We start from the raw sequence: 26,144 nt of genomic DNA, 5'->3' as shown, positions 1-26,144 counted from the left end.
GTCTATTTAACAAATAAAGAACCCGATTAAAAAAATAATAAAAGGTGTTCTGTGTTTGATGAATATCTTCATGATCCTGGATGGGATGAGATACAAGGAATACCAACTCGCTATTTTATTCTGCTGATTATATTTATGGTTCGCGAGATTAAACGCCTGGAATTGCAGAAGTAAGCAACGATTAACGCAAGGTAAACATCATGGATAACGCAATTTTCCCGAACAAATTTAAGGCCGCGCTGGCGGCTCATCAGGTGCAGATTGGCTGCTGGTGCGCGCTGGCTAACCCGATCAGCACTGAGGTGCTGGGTCTGGCCGGTTTCGACTGGCTGGTGCTGGATGCGGAACACGCGCCGAACGACGTGACCACGCTTATCCCACAGCTGATGGCGCTGAAGGGCAGCTCCAGCGCGCAGGTAGTCCGTGTGCCGACCAATGAGCCGATCATCATCAAGCGCATGCTGGACATCGGCTTCTATAACTTCCTGGTGCCGTTTGTCGAGACGGCTGAACAGGCGGCGCAGGCGGTGTCTTCGACCCGTTATCCGCCGGAAGGGATCCGCGGGGTCTCCGTTTCCCACCGCGGCAATATGTTTGGCACCGTGGCGGACTACTTCGCCCAGTCCAACAAGAACATTTCCATTCTGGTGCAGATTGAGAGCCAGACCGGGGTGGACAACGTCGAGGCGATTGCCGCGACCGACGGCGTCGACGGCCTGTTCGTCGGCCCGAGCGACCTGGCCGCGGCCTTAGGTCATCTGGGCAATGCCGCCCATCCTGAGGTACAGCGCGCCATCCAGCATATCTTCGCCAGCGCGAAGAAACACGGTAAGCCAAGTGGCATTCTGGCGCCGGTTGAAGCCGATGCGCGCCGCTATCTGGAATGGGGCGCGACCTTCGTCGCCGTCGGCAGCGATCTGGGCGTCTTCCGCTCAGCAACGCAGAAACTTGCTGATGCGTTTAAAAAATAATCACCAGGATGAAGAGAGAGAGAACATTATGACAATCAAAGTGGGTTTTATCGGTCTTGGCATTATGGGTAAACCGATGAGCAAAAATTTGCTGAAAGCAGGTTATTCGCTGGTGGTGTCCGACCGTAACCCGGAAGCGATTGCCGACGTGATCGCCGCGGGTGCTGAGACTGCGACGACGCCGAAGGCGATTGCCGAACAGTGCGACGTCATTATCACCATGCTGCCAAACTCTCCGCATGTGAAAGAGGTGGCGCTGGGTGAAAACGGCATTATCGAAGGGGCAAAGCCGGGCACCGTGGTGATTGATATGAGCTCTATCGCGCCGCTGGCGAGCCGGGAAATCAGCGAAGCGCTGAAAGCCAAGGGTATTGATATGCTGGATGCGCCGGTGAGCGGCGGCGAACCAAAAGCCATCGACGGCACCCTGTCGGTGATGGTCGGCGGCGATAAGGCGATCTTTGATAAATACTACGATCTGATGAAAGCGATGGCGGGCTCCGTGGTGCATACCGGCGACATCGGCGCGGGCAACGTCACCAAACTGGCTAACCAGGTGATTGTCGCCCTGAACATCGCGGCGATGTCTGAAGCGCTGACTCTGGCGACCAAAGCTGGCGTCAATCCGGATCTGGTATATCAGGCGATCCGTGGCGGCCTGGCGGGCAGTACCGTGCTTGATGCCAAAGCGCCGATGGTGATGGATCGTAACTTCAAGCCGGGATTCCGTATCGACCTGCATATTAAAGATCTGGCGAACGCCCTGGATACGTCCCATGGCGTGGGCGCTCAGCTACCGCTGACGGCGGCGGTAATGGAGATGATGCAGGCGCTGCGTGCGGACGGTCTGGGCACCGCGGACCATAGCGCGCTGGCGTGCTATTACGAAAAACTGGCGAAAGTGGAAGTCACTCGCTAACAAGAAGGGCGCACCACGCGCCCTGTTATTCTTGCCTTGCGCGGCACGGTCAGGCTACAAACTTATGAAAATCGTCATTGCCCCAGACTCTTACAAAGAAAGCCTGTCTGCCGCCGAGGTAGCTCAGGCGATAGAAAAAGGATTCCGTGAAATTTTCCCCGACGCGCAGTATGTTTCCATGCCCGTCGCCGACGGCGGCGAGGGAACGGTGGAGGCGATGATTGCCGCGACGCAGGGAACGGAACATTCCACATGGGTGACTGGCCCGCTGGGCGAGAAAGTGGAGGCCTGCTGGGGCATGTCCGGCGATGGCGTCACTGCGTTTATTGAGATGGCGGCGGCCAGCGGCCTGGGACTCGTTCCGCCCGAAAAACGCAACCCTCTCATCACCACTTCACGCGGTACCGGCGAGCTGATATTACAGGCGCTGGAACATGGCGCGAAACGGATCATTATCGGTATCGGCGGCAGCGCGACCAACGACGGTGGGGCGGGCATGATGCAGGCGCTAGGCGCCCGCCTTTGCGACGCCGAGGGACAAGAGATCGGCCATGGCGGCGGTAGCCTGAGCCGTCTGAGCCGGATCGATCTTTCCGCCATCGATCCACGCTTACGTGACAGGATGATCCACGTGGCCTGCGACGTCACTAACCCGCTGGTGGGCGAGCGCGGCGCGTCGCGGATCTTTGGCCCGCAGAAAGGGGCGACCGAGGCGATGATCGTTGAGCTGGATCGTAATCTGGCGCACTTCGCCGACGTCATTAAGGCGTCGCTGCAGGTGGACGTTAAGCCGATCCCCGGGGCGGGGGCGGCCGGCGGCATGGGCGCGGCGCTGATGGCCTTTCTTAATGCGGAACTGCGTAGCGGGATTGAGATCGTTACCGAGGCGCTGAAGCTGGAAGAGCAGATCCATGACTGCTCGCTGGTGGTCACCGGAGAAGGGCGGATCGATAGCCAGTCTATTCACGGTAAGGTGCCGGTGGGGATAGCCCGGGTGGCGAAAAAATACCGTAAGCCGGTGATCGGTATTGCTGGCAGCCTGACCCACGACGTCGGCGTGGTTCATCATCACGGCATCGATGCGGTTTTCAGCGTGTTAACCACAGTTTCGACGCTGGAAGAGGCATTTCGCGGGGCGTTTGATAACATTTACCGCGCGTCGCGCAATATCGCCGCCACCCTGCAGGTTGGGATGACGACAGAAGGATGACAACGGGCGGTAAACCCTCTATACTGCGCGCCGAAGCTGACCAGACAGTCGCCGCTTCGTCGTCGTCCTCCTTCGGGGGGAGACGGGCGGAGGGGAGGAAAGTCCGGGCTCCATAGGGCAAGGTGCCAGGTAACGCCTGGGGGGTGTCACAGCCCACGACCAGTGCAACAGAGAGCAAACCGCCGATGGCCCGCGTAAGCGGGATCAGGTAAGGGTGAAAGGGTGCGGTAAGAGCGCACCGCGCGGCTGGTAACAGTCCGCGGCACGGTAAACTCCACCCGGAGCAAGGCCAAATAGGGGTTCATAAGGTACGGCCCGTACTGAACCCGGGTAGGCTGCTTGAGCCAGTGAGCGATTGCTGGCCTAGATGAATGACTGTCCACGACAGAACCCGGCTTATCGGTCAGTTTCACCTTTTTATGTCAAAACCCCGCTCCGGCGGGGTTTTTGCTATTCGAATACCGGAAGCAGGATGAATGACTGTCCACGACGCTATACCAAAAGAACGCGGCTTATCGGTCAGTTTCACCTTTTACGCTAAAACCCTGCTCCGGCGGGGTTTTGACTATTCGGATAGCGGGAACAGGATGAATGACTGTCCACGACGCTATACCAAAAGAACGCGGCTTATTGGTCAGTTACCGTTATTTAACCACCTTAGGATTCTGTAGCGTCGGGATCGTGGAATCTTGCACCTGATGAACCTGACCGACGATCGTGGCGATGCTGCCGTTGCTTAACGCCTCAACGTCTGCGCTGTTATGTGAGCCAAAATTGAAGGTCAGACGTTTATCCGTTTTATTCTGTTCATCTCGCATGGTCACGGTAAAATAGTAGCTGCCGGCGATACCGCTCATTCGGCGAATGTCGACAATCACGCCGCGCACCTTGACCCATTTGCCCAGATAATCGCTGCTGGCCTTCGCCGGGTTGAGGGTAAACGGCTGCAGGAACTGGGCGACTGAATACGTCTGCATCGAAGCGACGGCGTCATCTCCCGGTTGAAATAATTTGTCTCCCGCGGAATAAAAGGCTTTAGAAGCCAGGCCGCAGCCGCTTAACAGCGAGATGACAAAAAACAGCGGTAATACGCGAGTGCGTAATAACATAACTATCTCCTTATATATTTTAAAAATGATATCCCTGCTTTTATGTATGACATCTTTCTCGCTAATTAAATAAAGTAACCGTGGCTACTGTCAATTAATTTCCGTGATAAGCGCTAAAGTCATTTTATATAAACGTGGTATTTTTCATATGAATTCATTTGGTGAGAACATTTGAATTTCTTATGTATTGAATGGTTTGTGATCAGGTGCACGCTGTGAATAATCTTTAGGTATTATTTTTTACATTTATTCACTACCAACTGTAAAATAATAAACCGCTATTTCAGACACTTTCACTTCAGGATAAAACAATGAAATTAATGACCCGTATTGCGTTTGCAGCCCTTCTGACTACCGGTTTCTCTCTGTCTACGCAAGCCGCGGACGTGCAGGCGGCGCCAGCGCCGGCGCAGGACCCTATTGTCCAGCACTTAAAACTCACCAGCGATCAGGTTGCGAAAATTAAAAGCCTGCATCAGCAACTGGAAAATAATGTTCAACAGATTTCGCAGCAAGACATTAAAGATGGCGCCCTGATTAACGTGATTGATTCCGGAAAATGGGATGAAAAGGCAGTCAAGGATCAGCTGGCTGCCTTCAGTAAGATCGATCAGCAGGTGCGTTATTACCGCGTGAAGTATTATTTCGATGTGAATCAGGTCCTGACGCCGGAGCAGCGTACCCAGGTGAAAAAAGATCTTGCCGACGCGCTGAGCGAATAATGTCATCGGCCCCTTTCGGGGCCGATATTATCTTCAGGCTATAAACGAAAATCGAATCATTGATATTGCCTTTTCAGGCGAGACTTTCTTCATCCCGCAGACGAATCTCCGCTTCGACAACAATGGCTTCCAGTTCGCTCAGCATCTCATCATAACCAAAGCTGACGACGCCGGCGGTTTCCGGCTGCGTCGGGGCTGATGGCGTCGGGGACGCCTTTTTTCTGTTTTTCTTTTTACTCACTGACAGACTCCATCCCTTCCGTTGTTACACCGGTAAATCTATCAGCAAAGCGCGCAGCGGCGTATCGGCGACGAGGGTAATGTTAGCTTCGTCACGAATAAATGCGCCGTCACCACAGGTGAGAGCCTGTTTTTGTTGTTCCTGCGCGACGGCATGGACGGTGCCGTGGATTGACTGCAGGTAAGCGCGTGGGCCATGCAGCTGCACGCTAATCTGCTCTCCTTTCTCCAGTGCGATATGGTAGACCCAGGCCTGCTGGCGAAGCTGGAGACTGCCGTTCTCTCCCTCCGGCGAGGCCAGCAGCTGCAGCGGTGCGCTCACCACTTCGGTTTTCTGCTGTAGCGGGTTTTCCCGCTGCGGGCAAGCGTCGAGCCACAGCTGCATTCGCGTTAACGACTGCTCTTTGCTCAGATTATGCTCGCTATAGCTCACGCCAGGCTGGGTGGCGATAAGCAGCGCTTCACCGGCTTTGGCCTGCACGTGGTTGCCGTCGCTGTCGCGATACTCCGCTTCGCCTTCCAGAATCAGGTTCAGGATATCGACTTTTGGGTACGTCCTGGCCTGGAAGGAAGCGCTGGGCGCCAGCACTTCCTGGTTGAGGACGCGCAAGGACGCGAAGCCCAGTAATTTCGGGTCGAAGTAGTGGCCAAAGGAGAAGGTGTAGCGGGCCTGCAGCCAGCCGAAGTCTGCTTGTCCGCATTGTTTGGCTGTTCGGGTAGTAATCATGTTCTTGACCTCTCTTTACACTAAATCAATGGTAAAGGTATGGACGCTGTATTGTTAGCCAGATATTCTGCCCGGTATGTTCAAATTTCCTGAATGAGAAAGCGATGGCCAAAGAGAGAGCATTAACGCTGGAAGCGTTGCGTGTGATGGATGCGATCGACCGCCGTGGGAGCTTTGCTGCCGCGGCTGATGAGCTGGGACGCGTGCCTTCCGCCCTGAGCTATACCATGCAAAAACTGGAAGAGGAGCTGGACGTGGTGCTGTTTGACCGCTCAGGTCATCGCACGAAGTTCACCAACGTTGGACGGATGCTCCTGGAACGCGGGCGCGTGCTGCTCGAAGCGGCGGATAAACTCACCACCGATGCGGAAGCGTTGTCGCGCGGTTGGGAAACCCACCTGACAATCGTCACCGAAGCGCTGGTTCCGACCGTGGATCTGTTTCCGCTGATTGAAAAACTGGCGACCAAATCCAACACGCAGTTGTCGATTATCACCGAAGTGCTGGCCGGCGCCTGGGAGCGGCTGGAGCAGGGGCGGGCGGATATTGTTGTCGCGCCGGATATGCATTTTCGTTCCTCCTCGGAGATTAACTCGCGCAAACTCTATTCGGTGCTCAGTGTGTACGTCGCGGCGCCGGATCACCCGATCCACCAGGAGCCGGAACCGCTCTCGGAAGTGACCCGCGTGAAATACCGCGGCGTCGCAGTAGCGGATACCGCACGCGAGCGGCCCGTCCTTACCGTTCAGCTGCTGGATAAACAGCCGCGCTTAACGGTGAGTACCATTGAAGATAAGCGCCAGGCACTGCTGGCCGGGCTAGGCGTGGCGACCATGCCCTATCCGCTGGTGGAGAAGGATATTGCCGAAGGGCGTCTGCGGGTCGTCAGCCCGGAATACACCAATGAAATTGACATAATCATGGCCTGGCGGCGGGACAGTATGGGCGAGGCGAAGTCCTGGTGTCTGCGCGAAATCCCTAAGCTGTTTGCGGGGCGCTAGTCGAGAAGACGCTCCTCCCGCTAGCGGGAGGAGCGGGAAGATTAATAGGAGAAGGGTTTCGGATCGGGTCCGAAGCGATTGTTGCCTTCGGTGCCGCGCTGGCAGTTAAAGATCAGGATCACCAGCCAGCCGATGACCGGGATCAACAGCAGCAGCAGCCACCAGGCTGAGCGGTCGGTGTCATGCAGACGCCGAAACTGCACCGCCCACCACGGTAAAAAGACCAGTACGCCATAGATGGTCGTCAGAATGCCTTCGCCGCCCGCCCGCTGCCAGCCCAGCATTTTATCGATGATGCTCAATACGCCGGTCAGGATGAGGTTGACCAGAATAAACATCCAGTACTCTTTGCGCCGCGCACGGCCGCCAAATCCTATATAGTTTTTTAATGCCTTGAGATACCAGTCCATTTCTACGCCTCAATTAACCGTCAATCACTTGTTTTTTAAGCGATCGCAATAAGAATAGACGTGAATGAATGGTGGGTAAATATCTGTTTTCTGAATTATTGGGCGCCATCACTGGCGCCCGAAAGATCAACGGAAGCGCTGATCGCGGCCGTGGGGTTCGTTGAGATCCTGTTGCGGTCCAATGGAGATAATGCCGGTTGGATTAATGGTTTTATGGCTGCGGTAATAGTGGTGGCGGATATGCGGAATACTCACCGTCTCCGCGATGCCGGGCATCTGGTAGATATCGCGCAGAAAACCGTACAGGTTGAGGTAATCGCTAATGCGCCGTTTGTCGCATTTAAAATGCGTCACATATACCGGGTCGAACCGTACCAGCGTGGTCCACAGGCGAATATCGGCTTCCGTCAGCTGATTTCCCGTCAGGTAACGATGCTGACCGAGGATCTGCTCCAGCCGCTCCAGTGAAGTAAAGACCGCCTCGACCGCTTCGTCGTAAGCCTGCTGGCTGGTGGCAAAGCCGGCCTTATACACGCCGTTGTTGACGTTGTCGTAGATCCAGCCGTTCAGTTCATCGATTTTTTCCCGCAGCGCCGGCGGATAGTAATCCCCGGCTCTGGCGCCCAGACCATCGAAGGCGGTATTAAACATGCGGATGATTTCTGCCGACTCATTGCTGACGATGGTCTGCTGTTTTTTGTCCCACAATACCGGGACCGTGACGCGACCGGTATAGTGCGGGTCAGCCTGCAGATAGAGCTGATAGAGGAACTGATGATGATAGAGCTGGTCGCCGGTAGCACCAGGGAAATCATCGGCGAAGGTCCAGCCGTTTTCCAGCATCAGCGGATTGACCACGGAGACGGATATAAAGGGTTCCAGTCCTTTCAGCTTGCGCAGAATTAACGTGCGGTGCGCCCACGGGCAGGCTAAAGAAACATACAGATGATAACGGTCTTTTTCCGCGGCAAAGCCACCTTCGCCCGCAGCCCCCGGCGCGCCATCGGCCGTGAGCCAGTTACGGAAGGCCGAAACGGAACGCTTAAATCGTCCTCCGGTGGATTTGGTGTCATACCAGGTATCTTGCCAGATGCCGTCGACTAATTGTCCCATTACTTCCTCCTGCAGATAGCAAAAACGAGGAGATATCCCCTCGCTTTTTTTAGATTTTTACTCAGTATAGTGCGCTTACCACTTTTTATTCAGTACGCGGTCGATGCTGAATGCGCCCGGTCCGGTAATGGCCAGCAGCAGATAACCGCCAGCAATGGTCAGGTTTTTCATGAACATCAGCGAGTTCACGCCTTCCGCAAAGTTGCTGTGGAACAGGAACGCGGTCAGCAGCGTAAAGCCTGCGGTGAACAACGCGGTGGTACGGGTCAGGAAACCGAACAGAATCGCCAGACCGCCGCCGAATTCAAGGAGAATGGTCAGCGGCAGCAGTGCTCCCGGCACGCCCATGGCTTCCATATACTGCTGGGTTCCGGCGTAACCAGTGATTTTGCCCCATCCTGCAGTGATAAACAGAATCGGCATCAGAATACGCGCTACCAGTACACCAACATCTTCTAATTTTTTCATTTCTTACTCCAGAAAACCCAAAGGGCGGCAGTTTTGTTTTTTAGCGCAATCCCGCGTGGTTACACGGTGTTGCTGTCGATGGAGAGGATAGTAACGAGGCGGAGAGGGAATTGTTAGCAAGGAAAACTGTAGATCTTCTTCAAAGTTTCTGAGCAATAACTGCGGTGAGGAGAAATTTTCTGGCGACGAGGGGAACTACCCGTCCCGATATCGGGTGGCTGAGCGGAATGAATTGAGATCTGAGGGGGGCTAACCGCGGGTTGCGGCGAAGGCCCCGGCTGCCGCGAACGGCGTATTGTATCGGACGGGGAAATGGCAGAGCGGGGCGCCCGGATAAGCGCCCGCGCTCCGGGCTGCTAATGTGTTGACGACTGGCGCAGGATCCCGCGGACCATCCGCCAGGTGCTCCACAGTCCGAGACCGCGTTTGGTCCAGCGCATCAAAAAGTGCGGGTGTCGTATGGACCAGACGGCCATCAAACCGCTGCCAACCATCAGCCACGAACGTAAACTCAGCAGCGTATGCCAGCCGCGATCGAGGGGCGCTGTCGCCTCCAGCCAGTGGCGACGACAGGCGCTAAGCTCCAGTCGTTGCTGGTGGATCTGGCGCAGCAGCAGCGCCTTTTGCCGTTCACGCTCCTGTCGGCCATTCACGGTTTATCGTCCTCCAGAAGGGCACGGTCGTTCTCCAGCTCTTTACGCGTCAGGCGCAGCAGCGTGGAGCGGCGCGCCTTACGTAGGGTAAGGATACCCACGATCGCGGCGGCGAGGAGCAGAACGACGGTGGTGGCGATCATGACGTGCAGGCGGTACTGGGCGTCAACGGCCCAGATAACCAGCACCAGCAGACTCATGAGGCCAAACGCGGCAAACAGCAGCGTCAGTCCGGTCATGATCAGCAGCTGGAAGAGGTTGGCTTTCTCCTCCTCCAGCTCCACGACGACCAGGCGCAGCCGTGTTTCCACCATTTCGACCAGCAGCGTGACGATACGCTGGCCAATGGAGAACACGCGCTGGCCTGGCCCCTGCGTGTGTTGAGTATTCGCCATAATCAGCGACGCGACAACAGGACACCCAGCACCAGCCCGACGGCGGCACCAATCCCGACTCCTGTCCACGGATTTTCGCGAACATAATCATCCGCCCGCGCGGCGGTCTCGCGCGTTTGACGCAAAATCGCATCGCTGGTTTCACCCAGGCGGGCACGACTCTCTTTTAGCGCGCTCTCTGCTTTACTACGCAGTTTACCAATCTCTTCTTTCGACTTGTCCGCCGAGGAATTCAGAACTTCCTCCAGGGTATCCGCCAGCGTTTTCAGTTCTGCACGAAGGTCGTCAGTTACATTCTCTTTAGCCATGTCGTTCTCCTGTAGCGTGGTCCGTGTTGCGAAAGTTAACTGTTATTAGTAGTCCCGAGACTCCAGCGTTTTTAACTCCTGTTGCGCTTCATTGAGTTTATGCTGGCGTTTGTTGATTTTGTCCGCATCGCCTTTCTTCCGGGCTTCCTGCAGATCGCGATGACGTTCAGCGATCTCTTCCCGCTGTTTGGCAATTTTTTGCTGATGATCGGCTTTGAGTTTACTGTCGCTGCAGTTTTCCCGTACCTGACGTAGCGCGGTATTTAGCCCATCAATGCGACTTTGATTATGATGCTTTTCGGCATAGCTGATCTCTCGTTGAATATCCTGCTCTTTTTCCTGGCAGGGAGAGGCTGCTATGGCGCTGGCGCTAAGTGAAGTCAGGGCCAGAAGCAGAGCGATGCGGTGTTTCATGGATAGTACCTTCCATTGTCTGAGGGTATACCCGGAGGATATACCCGTTCCCGATGGTGAACGGGAATGCGTTGATTCCCGCAGGTTTAAGCATAGTAACAAATGCAGGAAACCACCAGACTGCGTAAAAAACGCAGTAAGGCGGTAGTTTACCCGAGCCGGTGAGGCGCGTCGCGCAGACGGGATAACCAGGCGGTGGCCGAGTTATCGTCCTCCAGCAGGGCAATAATATAACCATGTGGCAGAGCGCGACCGAGAACCTCTTTCGCCGCCGCGCCCTGGGCGGTGGAGTCGAACTTAATCAGCAGGCCATCTTTTTGCGGCGTAATGCTCTTAAAGCGGATACCGTTGGCGTCGAGATGATGCCAGACGGAGAAGCCGTCCGGCATGCTGACGCCCTGGCCAACCGGACGGATCGCCAGCGTGGCCTCCTGCTGCTGCACTGCCAGCCAGAGCCAGAACAGCGCGCAGAGCACAAGAGAGCCACCCAGCAGCCAGCTCAGCTGGCGCAGGGAGGGGCGTTTAATGACCATCATTAGCCCCGGCTTCTGTATTTTTTCTTCCACAGCACCACCAGCGAGCCGATCAGTCCGAAGACCAGCAGCGCGACCGGAAGGAGCATCAGGCAGGACATCAGCTGATCTTCATACTTGAGGAATACCGGGGTTTTGCCCAGCAGATAGCCCAGCGAGGTCAGGATGAGCACCCACAGCAGGCCGCTCATCCAGTTAAAGAACTGAAAGCGAGCGTTATTGAGGCCTGAAAGGCCGGCAATCGTCGGCAACAGCGTACGCACGAAGGCGATAAAGCGGCCGATCAGCAGCGCGGAGAGCCCATGCTTATGAAACAGGTGATGCGCGCGTTGATGATAGTGAGAGGGCAGATGCGACAGCCAGTTTTGCACGATCCGCGTATTGCCCAGCCAGCGCCCCTGAATGTAGCTCAGCCAGCAGCCGAGGCTGGCGGCGGCGGTAAGCAGCAGCAAGGTTTCCGGAAAGCCCATCGCCCCTTTGGCGATCAGCACGCCCACGAGCACAAGCAGACTATCCCCCGGTAAAAACGCGGCAGGCAGTAACCCGTTCTCAAGGAACAAAATCATAAACAAGACAAAATACAGCATGCCAATCATGGAGGGATTCGCGAGCGTTTCGTAATCCTGAGCCCACAAGGCATTCAATAACTGGGTTAAAAGTTCCATTCACGATTCCTGGTACATCGGTTAACGGCACGTCTGAGCGCGTGGCATGTTGGGCGACAAGATTTTTATGAGATTTTGGTCGCTGCTTAGGCGCTCTGAACGCTTCCCTGTATAAGACTGAAGTAAGTAAACACTTACCCCCAGAACGGCAAAATGCATCTAATTGTAACAAATCAGCTGACTTTACGTCAGAGAAATTGCAAGGTGTTGCTCGTTGATTTTGCTGATTGCGGCGGTGGGAGGCGAGAGGATTTACACAGGCTGACACTATATATGTTTTACTTACTCCAGCCGGCCTGGGGGGCAGGCGCGCAGGGGCCGCGCGCCGTCAGGATAAGCGCTTATTTCGCGCTGTTGGCCGCCGTATCGAGATGAACTACCGGATTATCGGCAAATAAGTAGCGATCGGCATTAAATTCAAAGTCATCGCTGGTTTCGTTAAACAGCATTTGCTTGGTATTTTCCAGATGCTGCCACATCGCCAGCTTGGCGGCGTTGGGATCTTTACGCAGCAGGGCTTTCAGGATCTGATCGTGATCGTCGCACCAGTTATCGACCGTGCGCAGGTCGATATGCTCATGCAGCTTTTTCCAGTACGGGTTATGCACGCGCTGGGTCCACATTTTTTCCACGATCGCCGCCAGCGCACTGTTCTGCGTGGCCAGCGCCACCTGGACGTGGAACTGGAGATCCCACTCGGAGTCGCGGAAACACTTCTCGTTGCGCGCTTTCTCCTGAATCTCCATCAGCTTCATGATGTCCTGTTTGGTCACCTGAGTCGCCGCGAATTCAGCAATATTGCTTTCAATTAGCTGCCGCGCCTGCAGGAGTTCAAAAGGGCCATAGTTGGCGAATTCAAGGCTTTCATCGGCCACCTGCTGGTACTTGGGATGGTTGGAGATGACATGAATACCCGACCCTTTGCGGACTTCGACATACCCTTCCACTTCCAGCATGATAATGGCTTCACGAACCACGGTGCGGCTGACGTTTTTTTCATCGGCGATAAAGCGCTCGGCGGGCAGCTTATCCCCTACAAGGTAGACACCTTGTTCGATGCGCGTCTTCAGCTCAGCGGCAAGCTGCTGATACAGACGGCGTGGTTCAATGATTTCCATATTCGCTCCCGCAAGATGGCGACAATATTCGATTTGTTATACCACTTTTACACGCTTTCCACCACTGGCAGGCATGAAAAAGCCGCCTGAGAAGGCGGCTCGATAAGCGGTCATATCAGCACATGATCTAACTCTGCGTGGCGGGTTTGCGGCTGCTAAGCGGCGTCGAGTCATCGTCAGCCGGTTTGTTTTTCAGCACCGTCCAGATAACCAGCGCGCCCAGCAGGTCAAAGACGGCCAGTACCGCAAACAGCGGGCTGAAGCCGATGGTGTCTGCCAGCGCGCCGACAACCAGGGCGAACATGGTGCTCGCCAGCCAGGCGGCCATCCCGGTCAGACCGTTGGCGGTAGCGACTTCGTTACGGCCAAAGACGTCGGAAGAGAGGGTGATCAGCGCCCCGGACAGCGCCTGGTGAGCGAACCCGCCGATGCACAGCAGGGCAATCGCCACGTACGGGCTGGTGAACAGGCCGATCATCCCCGGGCCAATCATCAGCAGGGCGCCCATGGTGACCACCATTTTACGCGACACGATCAGGTTGACGCCAAACCAGCGCTGGAACAGCGGCGGCAGGTAACCGCCCACGATGCAGCCGAGGTCGGCGAACAGCATCGGCATCCAGGCGAACATCGCGATCTCTTTCAGGTTAAAGCCGTAAACCTTAAACATGAACAGCGGGATCCAGGCGTTAAAGGTCCCCCAGGCCGGCTCGGCGAGGAAGCGCGGCAGGGCGATACCCCAGAACTGACGGTTGCGCAGGATCTGCCACGGCGACATTTTCTTCGCGTTATTGGTCTGATGCTGAGACTCCTGACCGCCAATGATGTAGTCGCGTTCTTCGTCAGATAATTTTTTCTGGTCGCGCGGGTGTTTGTAGAAGATAAGCCAGGCGATGGCCCAGGCGAAGCTCAATACCCCGGAGATGATGAACGCCATCTGCCAGCTGTGCATGACAATCGCCCACACCACCAACGGCGGCGCGATCATGGCGCCAATAGAGGAACCGACGTTGAAGTAGCCCACCGCGATAGAGCGCTCTTTTGCCGGGAACCATTCAGAACTGGCTTTCAGCCCGGCAGGGATCATCGCGGCTTCCGCTGCGCCGACTGCGCCGCGAGCCAGCGCCAGGCCGCCCCAGCTGCCTGCCAGCGCGGTTGAGCCGCAGAATATCGCCCAGGCGATAGCAAAGAAGGCATAGCCGATTTTGGTCCCGAGAATATCGAGGACGTAACCCGCGACAGGCTGCATGACGGTGTAGGCAGCGGAATAGGCTGCAATGATATAGGAGTACTGTTGAGTCGAGATGTGTAACTCTTCCATCAGCGTCGGCGCGGCCGCCGCCACGGTGTTACGGGTCAGGTAGCCCAGCACGGTGCCTAGCGTCACCAGCGCAATCATGTACCAACGTAACCCTTTAATTTTACGCATGTAAACCTCATCGTCTGTTATCTTTCCGCATCAGGTGCGGCCTTTCCTGACGGCAATACGCGGTCGGGAAAGCGAAACGGAGGGTTCAGGAGGGGGGATCCCCCTCTGGCCCGAACCTTACCATCAGTTGTTATGTTGAAAGTCGGTGTCCATTCCGTATAAGCCGATGTCATAAACACCGGTAATGCATTCCGTCGGTTTATATGTTGCGACGGCAGAAAGATAACTTGTCATACAACTTTAAAAGTTGAGTGCTGTCACAAAAGTGGGAAAGTTAGTGTGGTCTTTAGCCCTTACCGGGAAAGCCAGAGATGGCGCGCCCTGCCGGGGTGTTTTCCAATGAGGCGGTCGTTTTTTTATCGACGTTTATTGATCTAACTCACGAAAAACAGCTCGGTCTGTAGAAATTGGTGTGATAACTTTGTCAGCATTGTAGTCAATCATCTGAAAGGCTCCCGCTACGGAGCGAAGAGGACACGCGAATGACACCGTTTATGACTGAAGATTTTCTACTCGATACCGAATTTGCTCGCCGTTTGTACCACGATTACGCCAAAGATCAGCCGATTTTCGACTACCATTGCCACCTTCCACCGCAGCAGGTTGCCGAAAACTATCGCTTCAAAAATCTGTATGACATCTGGCTGAAAGGCGATCACTACAAATGGCGCGCAATGCGCACTAACGGCGTACCGGAGCGTCTGTGTACCGGTGATGCGTCCGATCGCGAGAAATTTGACGCCTGGGCGGCAACGGTGCCGCACACTATTGGCAACCCGTTATACCACTGGACCCATTTAGAGCTGCGTCGCCCTTTTGGTATTACAGGTAAGCTGTTGTCTCCATCCACCGCCGATGAGATCTGGGACCAGTGCAATGATTTACTGGCTCAGGACGCCTTCTCCGCCCGCGGGATCATGAAGCAGATGAATGTGAAGATGGTCGGTACCACCGACGATCCGATTGATTCTCTCGAGCACCATGCGGTTGTCGCCAAAGATACCTCCTTTGATATCAAAGTGCTGCCGAGCTGGCGCCCGGATAAAGCATTCAACATTGAACAGGCGACCTTTAATGACTACATGGCGAGGCTGGGTGAGGTGTCCGATACCGATATTCGCCGTTTTGCGGACCTGCAAAGCGCTCTGACCAAACGTCTGGACCACTTTGCCGCACACGGCTGCAAGGTCTCCGACCACGCGCTGGACGTGGTGCTGTTTGCGGAAGCGACCGACGCCGAGCTGGACGCCATTCTGGCGCGCCGTCTGGCTGGCGAGCCCCTCAGCGAACACGAAGTGGCGCAGTTCAAAACCGCGGTGCTGGTGTTCCTCGGCGCAGAATATGCCCGTCGCGGTTGGGTACAGCAGTACCATATCGGTGCGCTGCGTAACAACAACCTGCGTCAGTTCAAACTGTTAGGCCCGGATGTGGGCTTCGATTCGATCAACGATCGCCCGATGGCGGAAGAGCTGTCTAAGCTGCTGAGCAAGCAGAACGAAGAAAACCTGCTGCCGAAAACCATTCTCTACTGCCTGAACCCGCGCGATAACGAAGTGCTGGGCACCATGATCGGTAACTTCCAGGGTGAAGGCATGCCAGGCAAGATGCAGTTCGGCTCCGGCTGGTGGTTCAACGATCAGAAAGACGGCATGGAGCGGCAGATGACCCAGCTGGCGCAGCTCGGCCTGCTGAGCCGCTTCGTCGGGATGCTGACCGACAGCCGCAGCTTCCTCTCCTACACGCGCCACGAATACTTCCGCCGCATTCTGTGCCAGATGATCGGCCGCTGGGTGGCTGCCGGCGAAGCGCCTGCGGATATCGCGCTGCTGGGCGAGATGGTGAAAAACATTTGCTTTAACAATGCGCGTGACTATTTCGCCATTGAACTGAACTAAGGCCAGAGGTCGGTTGATATGCAATACATTAAAATCCATTCGCAGGATAACGTCGCGGTCGCGCTGGCGGATATCGCTGCCGGTAGTGTGGTGACGATTGATAAGGATTCGGTCACCCTCGGCCAGGATATCGTTCGCGGCCACAAGTTTGCACTGCGCGCTATCGCGAAAGGGGAAAACGTCGTTAAGTACGGGTTGCCGATTGGCCATGCGCTGGCGGATATCGCGCCGGGCGAGCATGTTCATGCGCACAATACGCGCACCAATCTCAGCGACCTTGACGCGTATCGCTATCAACCGGACCGGGTTGCCCAACCGCCACAGCCTGCGGATCGCGAAGTGCAGATTTATCGTCGCGCCAACGGTGACGTCGGCGTGCGCAATGAGCTGTGGATCCTGCCGACCGTCGGCTGCGTCAACGCGATGGCCAGACAAATGCAGAACCGTTTCCTGAAAGAGACGTATGGCGCTGAGGATATCGATGGGGTGCATCTCTTCAGCCACACCTATGGCTGCTCGCAGCTTGGGGATGACCACATCAACACTCGCACCATGCTGCAAAATATGGTTCGTCACCCGAACGCCGGGGCGGTACTGGTGGTTGGCCTTGGCTGTGAAAACAACCAGGTGGATGCCTTTCGCGAAACGCTGGGCGAGTTTGACCCGCAGCGTGTGCACTTTATGGTTTGCCAGCACCAGGACGATGAAGTGGAAGCGGGGGTTGCGCATCTGCATCAGCTGTATGAAGTGATGCGTCAGGATAAACGCCAGCCGGGTAAATTGAGCGAGCTGAAGTTTGGTCTCGAGTGCGGGGGATCGGACGGCCTGTCGGGGATTACCGCTAACCCGATGCTGGGCCGCTTCTCAGACTATGTGATCGCCAACGGCGGCACCACCGTGCTGACCGAAGTGCCGGAGATGTTCGGTGCTGAACAGCTGCTGATGAGTCACTGCCGTGACGAAGCGACCTTCGACAAGCTGGTGACCATGGTCAATGACTTTAAGCAGTACTTTATCGCACACGACCAGCCTATTTACGAAAACCCTTCCCCGGGTAACAAAGCCGGGGGGATCACCACCCTGGAAGATAAGTCGCTGGGCTGTACTCAGAAAGCGGGTTCCAGCCAGGTGGTGGATGTCCTGCGCTACGGCGAGCGCCTGAAGGTTCATGGTCTGAATTTGCTGAGCGCGCCGGGCAACGACGCGGTCGCCACCAGCGCGCTGGCCGGCGCCGGCTGTCATATGGTGTTGTTTAGCACCGGACGCGGCACGCCGTACGGCGGCTTTGTGCCGACGGTGAAGATCGCCACCAACAGCGAACTGGCGGCGAAGAAAAAGCACTGGATCGACTTCGATGCCGGGCAGCTGCTCCATGGCAAAGCGATGCCGCAGCTGCTGGAGGAGTTTGTGGATGCCATTGTGGCTTTCGCTAACGGTAAACCGACCTGTAATGAACAGAATGACTTCCGCGAACTGGCCATCTTTAAAAGCGGTGTTACCCTGTAAAGGTGTATTCACATTGGCGCCCAGGGGCGTAGAACGTGTATCGGCCTGATAGCGTAACGCCATCGGGCTCGTAACAGCGGCGTTTCAGCTAGTGAAGCGCCGTTTGTTTTTTTCAGTCAGGGAGCTTTCATGACCGCGTATTGGCTGGCCCAGGGGGTCGGCGTCATCGCCTTTCTTATCGGCATTACCACCTTTATCAACCGCGATGAACGCCGTTTCAGGCTACAGCTGGCGGTCTATAGCGCTATTATCGGCGTCCATTTTTTCCTGATGGGCGCCGGGTCGGCCGGAATGAGCGCCGGGCTCAATGCGCTACGTACGGTCATTTCCTTACGCACCCGTAGCCTGTGGGTGATGACCGTCTTTATCCTCCTGACGCTGATCCTCGGCCTGGGCAAACTGCAGCATGCCATGGAGCTGCTGCCGATCATTGGCACCGTCGCCAGCACCTGGGCGCTGTTTCGTTGCAAAGGGCTGACCGTCCGCTGCGTGATGTGGTGCTCCACCGCCTGCTGGGTCACGCATAATCTGTGGTTGGGTTCGATTGGTGGGACGCTGATTGAAGGCAGTTTTCTGATCGTCAACGGGCTGAATATCATTCGCTTCCGCCGGATGCAAAAGCGCGGTATCGATCCGTTTAAGGTTGAAAACGCAGTCCAGGAAGAGAGCCCCTCCGCCCGATAGCGGAGGGGAAAGGCATTAGCTGCGCAGGGCGTTTTTCGCCAGCTGGTCATCTTCTGCTATGCAGGCCGCGGCGGTAAACAGGGCGTCGGTTGAGGAGTTGAGCGCCGTTTCGCAGGAATCCTGCAGCACGCCGATAATAAAGCCGACGGCAACCACCTGCATCGCCACATCGTTCGGGATCCCAAACATATTACAGGCCAGCGGGATCAGCAGCAGCGAACCGCCCGCCACGCCGGAGGCGCCGCAGGCGCACAGCGAAGCGACCACGCTCAGCAGCAGCGCCGTCGGCAGATCCACCGGAATATTCAGCGTATGCACCGCCGCCAGCGTCAGCACGGTGATCGTGATCGCCGCGCCCGCCATATTGATGGTCGCCCCCAGTGGAATGGAGACCGAATAGGTATCGCGATCCAGATTCAGCTTTTCACACAGCGCCATATTCACCGGAATATTGGCGGCGGAGCTGCGGGTGAAGAACGCGTAGACGCCGCTTTCGCGCAGGCAGGTCAGCACCAGCGGATAGGGGTTACGGCGGATTTTCCAGAACACCAGCAGTGGGTTAATCACCAGCGCTACCAGCAGCATACAGCCGACCAGCACCAGCAGTAGCTGGGCGTAGCCCCACAGGGTCTCGAAACCGGTGGTCGCCAGGGTGGAAGAGACCAGACCGAAGATCCCCAGCGGTGCAAAACGGATCACCACTTTGACGATGAAGGTCACCGCATGGGAGACATCGTTGATCAGGTTTTTGGTGGTGTCGTTACCGTGACGCAGGGCGAAGCCCAGCCCCACCGCCCACACCAGAATGCCGATATAGTTGGCGTTCAGCAGGGCGTCGATCGGGTTAGATACCATGCTCATCAGCAGGCCGCGCAGCACTTCGACAATCCCCGACGGCGGCGTGATGCTGTCGGCGGCGGTGGTTAAATGCAGAGTCGACGGAAAGACAAAACTAAACAACACCGCGGTCAGCGCCGCGCTGAAGGTGCCCAGCAGATAGAGAAACAGAATGGGGCGAATACTGGTTTTTTGTCCGTGCTGATGGTTAGCGATGGAGGCCATCACCAGCATCAATACCAGCACCGGCGCCACCGCCTTTAACGCGCCGACGAACAGGGTCCCCAGCAGACCGACGGCAATGGCCGTTGGCTTAGAGACCAGCGCCAGCAGCACGCCAAGCACCAGACCGATTAAAATTTGTTTCACCAGGCTGCCTTGCGCCAGGCGTGAGATCCACCCCGATGGGGGAGTGCGTGTGGTCATAATTCATTCCTTCCAGTGATGTAGCAAGCCATCCCAGCCACGTATTATTTGTTACGTTTATGTCAGGATGTAAGTAGATGTTTGCATAGTCGAGTATACGGAAAGAATGGCGGGCGGGAAGCGTAAAATGCTGTGATTTTAATCTGGATCTTGTTTTTTAACTATGTAGTAACATAACTGTGACATGAGCAGAGATTGCCGTCGGCGATGGCCGACGGCGCGTTGTGCAGATTACTCAGGCAGTTTGCGCTGCTTGTCGTGTTGCTTGTTGACCCAGGCGTTAATCAGCAGCGTGACGGCCAGGATGCCTCCTACTACGCCCAGCGAGATGGCGACCGGGATATGGTAGAAGTCGACGATCAGCATCTTCACGCCAATAAACACCAGGATCACCGACAGACCGTATTTGAGCATCGAGAAGCGCTCGGCGACCCCCGCCAGCAGGAAGTACATGGCGCGCAGGCCGAGGATCGCGAACAGGTTTGAGGTCAGGACGATAAACGGATCGGTGGTGACCGCGAAGATCGCCGGGATACTGTCGACGGCGAAAATCACATCGCTCAGTTCCACCAGGATCAGCACCAGCAGCAGCGGCGTGGCGAACAGCACCCCGTTTTTACGGGTGAAGAAGCGCTCGCTCTCGATTTTATCCGTCATTCGCAGATGGCTGCGGATCCAGCGCACCAGTGGTTTATCGCCGATGCCGGAGTCATCTTCTTTCGCCAGCGCCATCTTCACGCCGGTAAACAGCAGGAAGGCGCCGAAGACGTACAGCAGCCAGTCAAACTGGGAAATCAGCCAGCTGCCGGCGAAGATCATGATGGTACGCAGAACAATCGCGCCCAGCACGCCATACACCAGTACCCGGCGCTGCAGAGCAGGCGGTACGGCGAAATAGCTGAACAGCATCAACCAGACGAAGACGTTATCGACCGCCAGCGCTTTCTCAATCAGATAACCGGTGAGGAAGGCTAAGGCCTGCGGGTCAGCGACGGCCCGGCCCTGGGTTTGTACCAGATACCACCAGAAGGCGGCGTTGAACAGCAGAGAAAGCGTGACCCAAAGGATTGACCAGCCCGCGGCCTGCTTCATGGTCATGCTATGCGAACCGCGTCGTCCCTGAAGCAGCAGGTCGATTGCCAACATGATCGCGACGACGACAGCGAATCCACCCCATAGCAACGGCGTGCCGACAGTATTCATTTGATATTCCTTACATAAAAACAAAACGGCTGACGTCGGAAGACGGCAGCCGCTGCGCTTTTATGCATAGACCTCGCCTTCCGGCAAGGTCTCACTTACAACAACCAAAGTACATCGCGATGGGCTTTGGTTATTGCCCGGCGACCGGATGCGGTATTGCACGCATCGTAATGACGATCAACCGGCAAGGAAGTTACTCCCCTTTGCACGTAACAAAATATGTCACAGGGCGGTTTTCGTCAATGGCGGCCGGTCCGGCCTTTACACTCTTTTACGCCAGCGGCTGCGTATCGGCCGGGAAGATCACTCCGGTCTGGCGACGAATTTCGCTCGACAGTTTTGCCGTAATACGGCTCACGGTCAGACCCGGGTGATTGACGTCCTGTGTCTCCACCAGGCGCGCAAAGGTCTCCGCCTCATACAGCATAGTATTAATGTGCTGGGGCTGCGTCAGGTCCTGGGCTTTACCGCCGCGCGGCACAAACGCCAGCTTCTGGCATTCGGAGATTTTTTCGATCACTAATGTGCCGTCTTCGCCCTGGATTTCACTGGGGATCGCGGAATCGCTAACTTTGGAGTGATGCAGCGTCACGTCGAAGTCGCCATAGCTCAGCACCACGGTGCCCTGGGCGTCTACGCCGCTGTCCAGCAGGCTGGCGGTGGCAAGAACGGCCCGCGGTTCGCCCCATAACGCCACAGCGGACGCCAGGCAATAGAAGCCGATATCCATAATCGAACCGTTAGAGAACGCCGGGTTAAAGGTGTTGGGGTTTTCGCCGTCAAGGTAGCGCTGATAGCGCGAGGAGTACTGACAGTAGTTGATGAAGGCTTTGCGCAGTTTGCCCACTTTAGGAAGCGTCTCTTTCAGTAGCAGAAAGTTAGGCAGGCTGGCGGTTTTAAAGGCTTCAAACAGCACAACGTTATTTTCTTTCGCCAGCGCTATCGCCGCCTCGACTTCCTGCAGGTTCGATGCCAGCGGCTTTTCGCAAATGACGTGCTTTTTGTGGCTCAGGAACAGCCGGGTCTGTGGGAAGTGCAGCGAGTTCGGGCTGGCAATATAGACCGCGTCAACGTCAGGGCTCTGTGCCAGTTCATCGAGCGAGGTAAACAGATGCTCGACCGGATAGTCGTTGGCGAAGGCTTGCGCCTGTTCGAGGCTGCGGGAGTAGATGGCGGTAAGTTTATATTTGCCGGTTTCATGGGCGGCATCGACAAACTGCTTGGTGATCCAGTTTGTGCCAACAACTGCGAAACGTATCATAAACGTTGACGAACTCCATTAAAGGGAACCTGTCGTCACTCTATCATGCCATCATGACAAAACCAGTGCGTCACTACGCAGAACGATTTAACGAAAGGTGCGTCAGCCACAGGCGGGTATCGAACTCCAGTTGATGGTACTGTGGCTCCATATGGCAGCACAGTTGATAAAAGGCTTTGTTGTGATCTTTCTCTTTCAAATGCGCCAGTTCATGGACCACGATCATCCGCAGAAAGGCCTCCGGCGCGTCGCGAAACACCGTCGCCACGCGAATTTCCGCTTTGGCTTTCAGCTTACCGCCCTGAACGCGGGAAATCGCGGTATGCAGGCCGAGCGCATTGTTCAGCACGTGGATTTTACTGTCGTACATCACTTTGTTGATCGGCGCCGCTCCGCGCAGAAAGCGGGCCTTCAGATCCTGGGTGTACTGATACAGCGCTTTATCGCTGTTAACGTCATGCCCCTGCGGATAACGCTTTTGCAGCACCTCGCCGAGGCGGTCTTGCTCGATTAAGGTCGTCACCTGCGACAGCAGCGATTCAGGATAGCCATGGAGATAAGGTAATGTGCTCATGTAGCCCGTTTGCGTAATTAAGCGACAACAGCCGGGGATTCTAGCACCCTGTGCGGACAGGATGCCAGAAAGGCATCGTTACTCGATTATCGCGTCTTCATCCGCCCGGTAGCAGAAGAAATCAAACAGCGCCTCTTTGCGATGCAGCATACTATCCACGCAGGCCATGCCGACAAACGCCCCGGTAAACTCGCCGTAGCGGCTGTATTCATCGGAGAAATGCGATGTGTCGTAGACCGCTCCGATGGGGTGATAGTGCTCACCGTCGACAGACCATGAACACTGTACCTCTCGGCCATTAATAGCAATCGCGAGATAGATTTCTCCCTCGGCAAGGCGAATTTTCTGTGGATCGTCGTGACGCTCACCGTTATCCATGTAGATAATAGCCAGTTGCGCCGCGCCAGAGGTTTCATCCCAGGTTTTATGTAAAAACAGATAGTTCATGTTGTCGTAATAGAGCACCAGTCCAGCGCTGTGCTGATAAATCTCCGGGTTAAAATCCATCTTCGTACTGATGTTGGCGTATACCGAGGTCAGCTTTTTCGCCAGCAGACTGACTTTATTGAGCGAGCTCAGCGACTCCTGACCGCGTAGAGCAAGATAGCCTGCTTTACGCGTCAGGCAGGTAAAACGCTGGAAATGGATCCTCGGCGCATAAAACGCGTTATCCACCCTTGGCTCATCAAAATCATCAAGGTCCGCTTTTGGTGGAAACGGGTGCGGCGGCAGACGGGATCCTTCTACCTGATGCTGTGCGAGATGACCCCCAGCGGCCAGGCGCAGCCAGCCATCCTCGCTCCATTCCATCCTTTGGAGCGCCGTTTCGCGACCCAGAGGGCAGCGTAGCTCCTGGCGAAACGGACGACTGCAAAGGTGGGTTAGCCAGACTTCACCCGTTGGGGTCTCGACATAGCTACCGTGCCCGGCCTTTTGCAGGTAGGTTTCCGGATTGAAATAGTGGGGCTTGAGATGGCCTGTATCTTTGCGTTCGTTAAAATTCTCTGGCCAGGATGTGACGATTGGATTGAGCGGATCGCCTTGATAGGGGCCAGCGACCTCGGTGGCGCGGGCCATGGTGACAGAATGCCCGTAACCGGTGCCGCCTTCGGCGACCATCAGGTAGTAATAGTCGCCGCGTCTCGTCAGATGCGGCGCTTCAATGCAGCCGCGGTCGGTACCGCCGTGCCAGATGCGCTGCGGGTAGCCGATGACGCTGTGCGTCTGCGGCGAATATTCTACCAGGCAGATCGCTCCCGGTTTTTCATAGCCTTCGCGAGTTTCCCACTCCAGTGAGACGATCCATTTTCTGCCATCGTGGTCGTGCAAAATTGAGGCATCGAATCCAGCTGAATGGAGATAAACGGGGGCGCTCCACGGGCCAGTGATCTCCTCGGCGGTAATAAGATAATTATCAACGTCAAAATAACGGGAGTTCATTGAATTCATAACGCCATAAATGACATAAAACAGCTTTTCTTCTTCGCACCAGGTCAGGCTTGGGGCCCAAATACCTTTGGCAGAAGGCAGTTTTTTTAAGTCTGGGTTATTATCATCGGTAAGCACATGGGTGAGCAATTGCCAATGTTTAAGATCCCTTGAATGATAAACCGGTAGTCCGGGAAACCATTCAAATGATGATACCGCCACATAATAATCATCGCCGCGGCGGCATATACAGGGGTCAGGATTAAAACCTCTAAAGACAGGATTCTGAATCATCGTATTTATCCTTAATGCTCAAAATATAGCAATAATTTTAAGTGGAGGATGACTCAGGAGATATATAGACTGTTTCTATTTATATAATAAACGTCCACTTATCTGGTGATGCTGCTCACAAAAAACGATTTATTTCTCCGCCCGACTGCCTACGGCATCGGTGCTTCTGATTTTGTGGCGGAAAGATTGCGGAGTATCGTTCATCATCTCTTTAAACTTGAGGCAGAAGTAGGCGCTGTCAGTGAAGCCGGCACTTTGCGAGATATCGCTGATCTTCAGGTCGGTGTTTGTCAGCAGATTGACAGCGATATTGAGTTTGCGCAGCAGCATGAATTTCTTAAAGCTGATGCCAAAGGCGGATTTAAAGGTGCGGGAAAACCAGGATTTTGACCACTGACAGCGTCGGGCGGCTTCCTCTGTTGTCATTTCAAAATTTTCATTGGCATTAATGACTTGTAGTAGTTCGATAAGTTCGCTCAGGTAGCGATGATGGGTTCGTTCGGTAACAGGAACGGAATCTTTAAGGCGATTAAAAGCATGCAGTAGTACGCTTTGCATCAGGGAACGGAACAGCGAATCAGAGAAGTCGCTGAACTCACTGCACCAGCTCAGCAGCAGCTCAAGGCGCTCAGCCTCCTCGCCGGAAAGATAAACTACCGCGCCGCAGTGGGCCGCAGGTAGCGACAGATCATATCCTTCCAGCCACTCTTTTTCGAATTGCATAAGATAACGCTTGTGGCTGGCAGCGGGCGGTAGCGTCATTTCATGAATGAGTAGGGCAGGGACATATACCAGCGTGTTGTTTTTAATGGTAAATTTTTCGTCGCCAATTGAATAGCTTCCCCCTGATTCTCTGAACCACATCAGTTCGTCCATCATATGGAAATGTGGAACTACATTTATCCCATTGAAATCATTTATGTTATCTGCTCGCAGCGTAAAGAGTTCACCTGCGCCAACGGGGATCTTTTCGAAAACGGGAGATTCGTCACTCATCGGGTACACTCTTCTTATATTTAACAGGATAATTTATACATAACCGGATTGCCCTTAGCAATAACGTATGCCTATCAAATCTAACAGTGCTCTTATTGCGGAGGCGCGATGAATACTGCTCGTATTAGTATCAAAGAAAAATTCAGCTATGGCTTAGGCGACACCGGTTGTAATTTAGTATGGCAAACAGTGATGCTGTTCATGGCCTGGTTTTATACCGACGTATTTGGTTTAAGCCCCGCGCATATGGGAACCATGTTTTTAGCCGTCAGAGTATTAGATGCGGTGACTGATGTATTAATGGGGGCGGTGGCTGATAGAACCCGCACTAAATATGGTCAATTCCGGCCCTATATTTTATGGTTTGCCATTCCGTTTGGCGTATTGTGCTGCTTAACGTTTTATACCCCGGATTTAGGTTATAGCGGTAAGTTAATTTATGCCTATGTTTCTTATACTTTATTATCGTTAGTGTATACCGCTATTAACGTCCCGTACTGCGCGATGATTAATAATATTTCCAATGACTCCCGCGAGCGAGTATCGCTGCAGTCGTGGCGGTTTGCGCTAAGTACCTTAGGCGGCCTGATTGTGTCGCTGACTGCGCTACCGTTGGTAGCCTGGCTGGGGAAAGG

Annotated in this window: 29 protein-coding genes and 1 other RNA gene; 10 read left to right on the top strand and 20 right to left on the bottom strand. The window is 55.1% G+C overall.

Annotation, left to right across the window (positions count from 1 at the left end; all coding sequences use genetic code 11):
- The first annotated feature begins 200 nt into the window (after positions 1-200).
- The 4 genes from garL to rnpB all read left to right on the top strand — a co-directional run bounded on the left by garL (position 201) and on the right by rnpB (position 3,515).
- A complete protein-coding gene (gene garL, locus CW267_RS17540) occupies positions 201-971 on the top strand; it encodes a 2-dehydro-3-deoxyglucarate aldolase (protein WP_016161867.1) in 771 nt (256 codons plus the stop codon).
- A gap of 28 nt (positions 972-999) precedes the next feature.
- On the top strand, positions 1,000-1,890 hold the full coding sequence (garR, locus tag CW267_RS17535) for a 2-hydroxy-3-oxopropionate reductase (RefSeq protein WP_012540492.1): 891 nt from the start codon (positions 1,000-1,002) through the stop codon (positions 1,888-1,890).
- 64 nt (positions 1,891-1,954) lie between these two features.
- Positions 1,955-3,100: a glycerate 2-kinase gene (gene garK, locus CW267_RS17530; RefSeq protein WP_023340749.1), complete on the top strand. Its 1,146-nt coding sequence runs from the start codon at positions 1,955-1,957 to the stop codon at positions 3,098-3,100.
- A gap of 32 nt (positions 3,101-3,132) precedes the next feature.
- An RNA gene (gene rnpB, locus CW267_RS17525) (RNase P RNA component class A) lies at positions 3,133-3,515 on the top strand.
- Positions 3,516-3,744: 229 nt separating this feature from the next.
- Here the strand turns inward: rnpB and CW267_RS17520 are convergent.
- Positions 3,745-4,209, bottom strand: coding sequence for an OB-fold putative lipoprotein (locus CW267_RS17520; protein ID WP_012967186.1), 465 nt, complete (start codon positions 4,207-4,209; stop codon positions 3,745-3,747).
- A 311-nt stretch (positions 4,210-4,520) separates the two neighbouring features.
- On the opposite strand from CW267_RS17520, the gene CW267_RS17515 reads away from it, so the two are divergent.
- Complete coding sequence (locus CW267_RS17515) at positions 4,521-4,931, top strand: Spy/CpxP family protein refolding chaperone (protein ID WP_100781257.1); 411 nt, start codon at positions 4,521-4,523, stop codon at positions 4,929-4,931.
- 73 nt (positions 4,932-5,004) lie between these two features.
- Here CW267_RS17515 and CW267_RS30680 read toward each other — a convergent pair whose 3' ends face one another.
- Positions 5,005-5,172, bottom strand: coding sequence for a hypothetical protein (locus CW267_RS30680; RefSeq protein WP_008806592.1), 168 nt, complete (start codon positions 5,170-5,172; stop codon positions 5,005-5,007).
- A 24-nt stretch (positions 5,173-5,196) separates the two neighbouring features.
- The gene (locus CW267_RS17510; RefSeq protein ID WP_100781258.1) at positions 5,197-5,898 is read right to left on the bottom strand and encodes a pirin family protein; all 702 of its coding nucleotides are present in this window, start codon (positions 5,896-5,898) and stop codon (positions 5,197-5,199) included.
- 104 nt (positions 5,899-6,002) lie between these two features.
- Between CW267_RS17510 and CW267_RS17505 the strand changes: the two genes are divergently transcribed.
- Positions 6,003-6,899, top strand: a complete 897-nt coding sequence (locus CW267_RS17505; RefSeq protein WP_048963974.1) for a LysR family transcriptional regulator — start codon at positions 6,003-6,005, stop codon at positions 6,897-6,899.
- 41 nt (positions 6,900-6,940) lie between these two features.
- Here the strand turns inward: CW267_RS17505 and CW267_RS17500 are convergent, their stop codons facing one another.
- The 11 genes from CW267_RS17500 to CW267_RS17450 form a co-directional block, all read right to left on the bottom strand.
- Positions 6,941-7,309, bottom strand: a complete 369-nt coding sequence (locus CW267_RS17500) for a DUF805 domain-containing protein (protein WP_008806590.1) — start codon at positions 7,307-7,309, stop codon at positions 6,941-6,943.
- Between the two features lie 126 nt (positions 7,310-7,435).
- Positions 7,436-8,422, bottom strand: a complete 987-nt coding sequence (locus tag CW267_RS17495; RefSeq protein WP_100781259.1) for a glutathione S-transferase family protein — start codon at positions 8,420-8,422, stop codon at positions 7,436-7,438.
- A gap of 75 nt (positions 8,423-8,497) precedes the next feature.
- Positions 8,498-8,890, bottom strand: coding sequence for a DoxX family protein (locus tag CW267_RS17490; protein WP_002917920.1), 393 nt, complete (start codon positions 8,888-8,890; stop codon positions 8,498-8,500).
- Between the two features lie 356 nt (positions 8,891-9,246).
- Complete coding sequence (locus tag CW267_RS17485) at positions 9,247-9,543, bottom strand: YqjK-like family protein (RefSeq protein WP_022066322.1); 297 nt, start codon at positions 9,541-9,543, stop codon at positions 9,247-9,249.
- The gene (locus CW267_RS17480) at positions 9,540-9,938 is read right to left on the bottom strand and encodes a phage holin family protein (RefSeq protein ID WP_012540496.1); all 399 of its coding nucleotides are present in this window, start codon (positions 9,936-9,938) and stop codon (positions 9,540-9,542) included. Before CW267_RS17480 ends, CW267_RS17485 begins: the two co-directional genes overlap by 4 nt.
- A gap of 2 nt (positions 9,939-9,940) precedes the next feature.
- The gene (locus CW267_RS17475) at positions 9,941-10,246 is read right to left on the bottom strand and encodes a DUF883 family protein (protein ID WP_008806586.1); all 306 of its coding nucleotides are present in this window, start codon (positions 10,244-10,246) and stop codon (positions 9,941-9,943) included.
- 45 nt (positions 10,247-10,291) lie between these two features.
- Complete coding sequence (locus CW267_RS17470; RefSeq protein ID WP_032741017.1) at positions 10,292-10,660, bottom strand: DUF1090 domain-containing protein; 369 nt, start codon at positions 10,658-10,660, stop codon at positions 10,292-10,294.
- Positions 10,661-10,809: 149 nt separating this feature from the next.
- Positions 10,810-11,187 carry an EnvZ/OmpR regulon moderator MzrA gene (gene mzrA / locus CW267_RS17465; RefSeq protein WP_162493301.1) on the bottom strand — a complete coding sequence of 126 codons (378 nt, stop codon included), beginning with the start codon at positions 11,185-11,187 and terminating at the stop codon, positions 10,810-10,812.
- An 8-nt stretch (positions 11,188-11,195) separates the two neighbouring features.
- On the bottom strand, positions 11,196-11,858 hold the full coding sequence (yqjA, locus tag CW267_RS17460) for a DedA family general envelope maintenance protein YqjA (protein ID WP_004206121.1): 663 nt from the start codon (positions 11,856-11,858) through the stop codon (positions 11,196-11,198).
- A 341-nt stretch (positions 11,859-12,199) separates the two neighbouring features.
- Positions 12,200-12,976 (bottom strand): transcriptional regulator ExuR, encoded by a 777-nt coding sequence (gene exuR / locus CW267_RS17455; RefSeq protein WP_012967188.1) that lies wholly within the window; start codon positions 12,974-12,976, stop codon positions 12,200-12,202.
- 127 nt (positions 12,977-13,103) lie between these two features.
- The gene (locus CW267_RS17450; RefSeq protein ID WP_008806582.1) at positions 13,104-14,405 is read right to left on the bottom strand and encodes an MFS transporter; all 1,302 of its coding nucleotides are present in this window, start codon (positions 14,403-14,405) and stop codon (positions 13,104-13,106) included.
- Between the two features lie 482 nt (positions 14,406-14,887).
- On the opposite strand from CW267_RS17450, the gene uxaC reads away from it, so the two are divergent.
- From uxaC to CW267_RS17435, 3 genes are all read left to right on the top strand, one after another.
- Complete coding sequence (gene uxaC / locus CW267_RS17445; RefSeq protein WP_022066321.1) at positions 14,888-16,300, top strand: glucuronate isomerase; 1,413 nt, start codon at positions 14,888-14,890, stop codon at positions 16,298-16,300.
- Positions 16,301-16,318: 18 nt separating this feature from the next.
- The gene (locus CW267_RS17440) at positions 16,319-17,806 is read left to right on the top strand and encodes a UxaA family hydrolase (RefSeq protein ID WP_022066320.1); all 1,488 of its coding nucleotides are present in this window, start codon (positions 16,319-16,321) and stop codon (positions 17,804-17,806) included.
- 129 nt (positions 17,807-17,935) lie between these two features.
- A complete protein-coding gene (locus CW267_RS17435; protein WP_008806579.1) occupies positions 17,936-18,490 on the top strand; it encodes a YgjV family protein in 555 nt (184 codons plus the stop codon).
- Between the two features lie 15 nt (positions 18,491-18,505).
- Here the strand turns inward: CW267_RS17435 and sstT are convergent, their stop codons facing one another.
- The 6 genes from sstT to CW267_RS17405 form a co-directional block, all read right to left on the bottom strand.
- Positions 18,506-19,753, bottom strand: a complete 1,248-nt coding sequence (gene sstT, locus CW267_RS17430; protein WP_008806578.1) for a serine/threonine transporter SstT — start codon at positions 19,751-19,753, stop codon at positions 18,506-18,508.
- A 231-nt stretch (positions 19,754-19,984) separates the two neighbouring features.
- A complete protein-coding gene (locus CW267_RS17425; RefSeq protein ID WP_008806577.1) occupies positions 19,985-20,956 on the bottom strand; it encodes a TerC family protein in 972 nt (323 codons plus the stop codon).
- A 271-nt stretch (positions 20,957-21,227) separates the two neighbouring features.
- Complete coding sequence (locus CW267_RS17420; RefSeq protein ID WP_008806576.1) at positions 21,228-22,217, bottom strand: Gfo/Idh/MocA family protein; 990 nt, start codon at positions 22,215-22,217, stop codon at positions 21,228-21,230.
- A gap of 73 nt (positions 22,218-22,290) precedes the next feature.
- Positions 22,291-22,791: a M48 family metallopeptidase gene (locus CW267_RS17415; protein WP_008806575.1), complete on the bottom strand. Its 501-nt coding sequence runs from the start codon at positions 22,789-22,791 to the stop codon at positions 22,291-22,293.
- A 78-nt stretch (positions 22,792-22,869) separates the two neighbouring features.
- Positions 22,870-24,513, bottom strand: a complete 1,644-nt coding sequence (locus CW267_RS17410) for a glycoside hydrolase family 43 protein (protein WP_022066319.1) — start codon at positions 24,511-24,513, stop codon at positions 22,870-22,872.
- Positions 24,514-24,642: 129 nt separating this feature from the next.
- A complete protein-coding gene (locus tag CW267_RS17405) occupies positions 24,643-25,509 on the bottom strand; it encodes a helix-turn-helix domain-containing protein (protein ID WP_012540503.1) in 867 nt (288 codons plus the stop codon).
- Between the two features lie 108 nt (positions 25,510-25,617).
- On the opposite strand from CW267_RS17405, the gene CW267_RS17400 reads away from it, so the two are divergent.
- A partial coding sequence (locus tag CW267_RS17400) for an MFS transporter (protein WP_206054929.1) occupies positions 25,618-26,144 on the top strand: 527 nt, incomplete at its 3' end.

Source organism: Klebsiella sp. X1-16S-Nf21, assembly GCF_002837615.1.
In the GTDB taxonomy this organism is placed as follows: Bacteria; Pseudomonadota; Gammaproteobacteria; order Enterobacterales; family Enterobacteriaceae; genus Klebsiella; species Klebsiella variicola.
The sequence above is the reverse complement of the archived record's forward strand: the minus strand, read 5'-3'. Positions and strand labels throughout refer to the sequence as shown.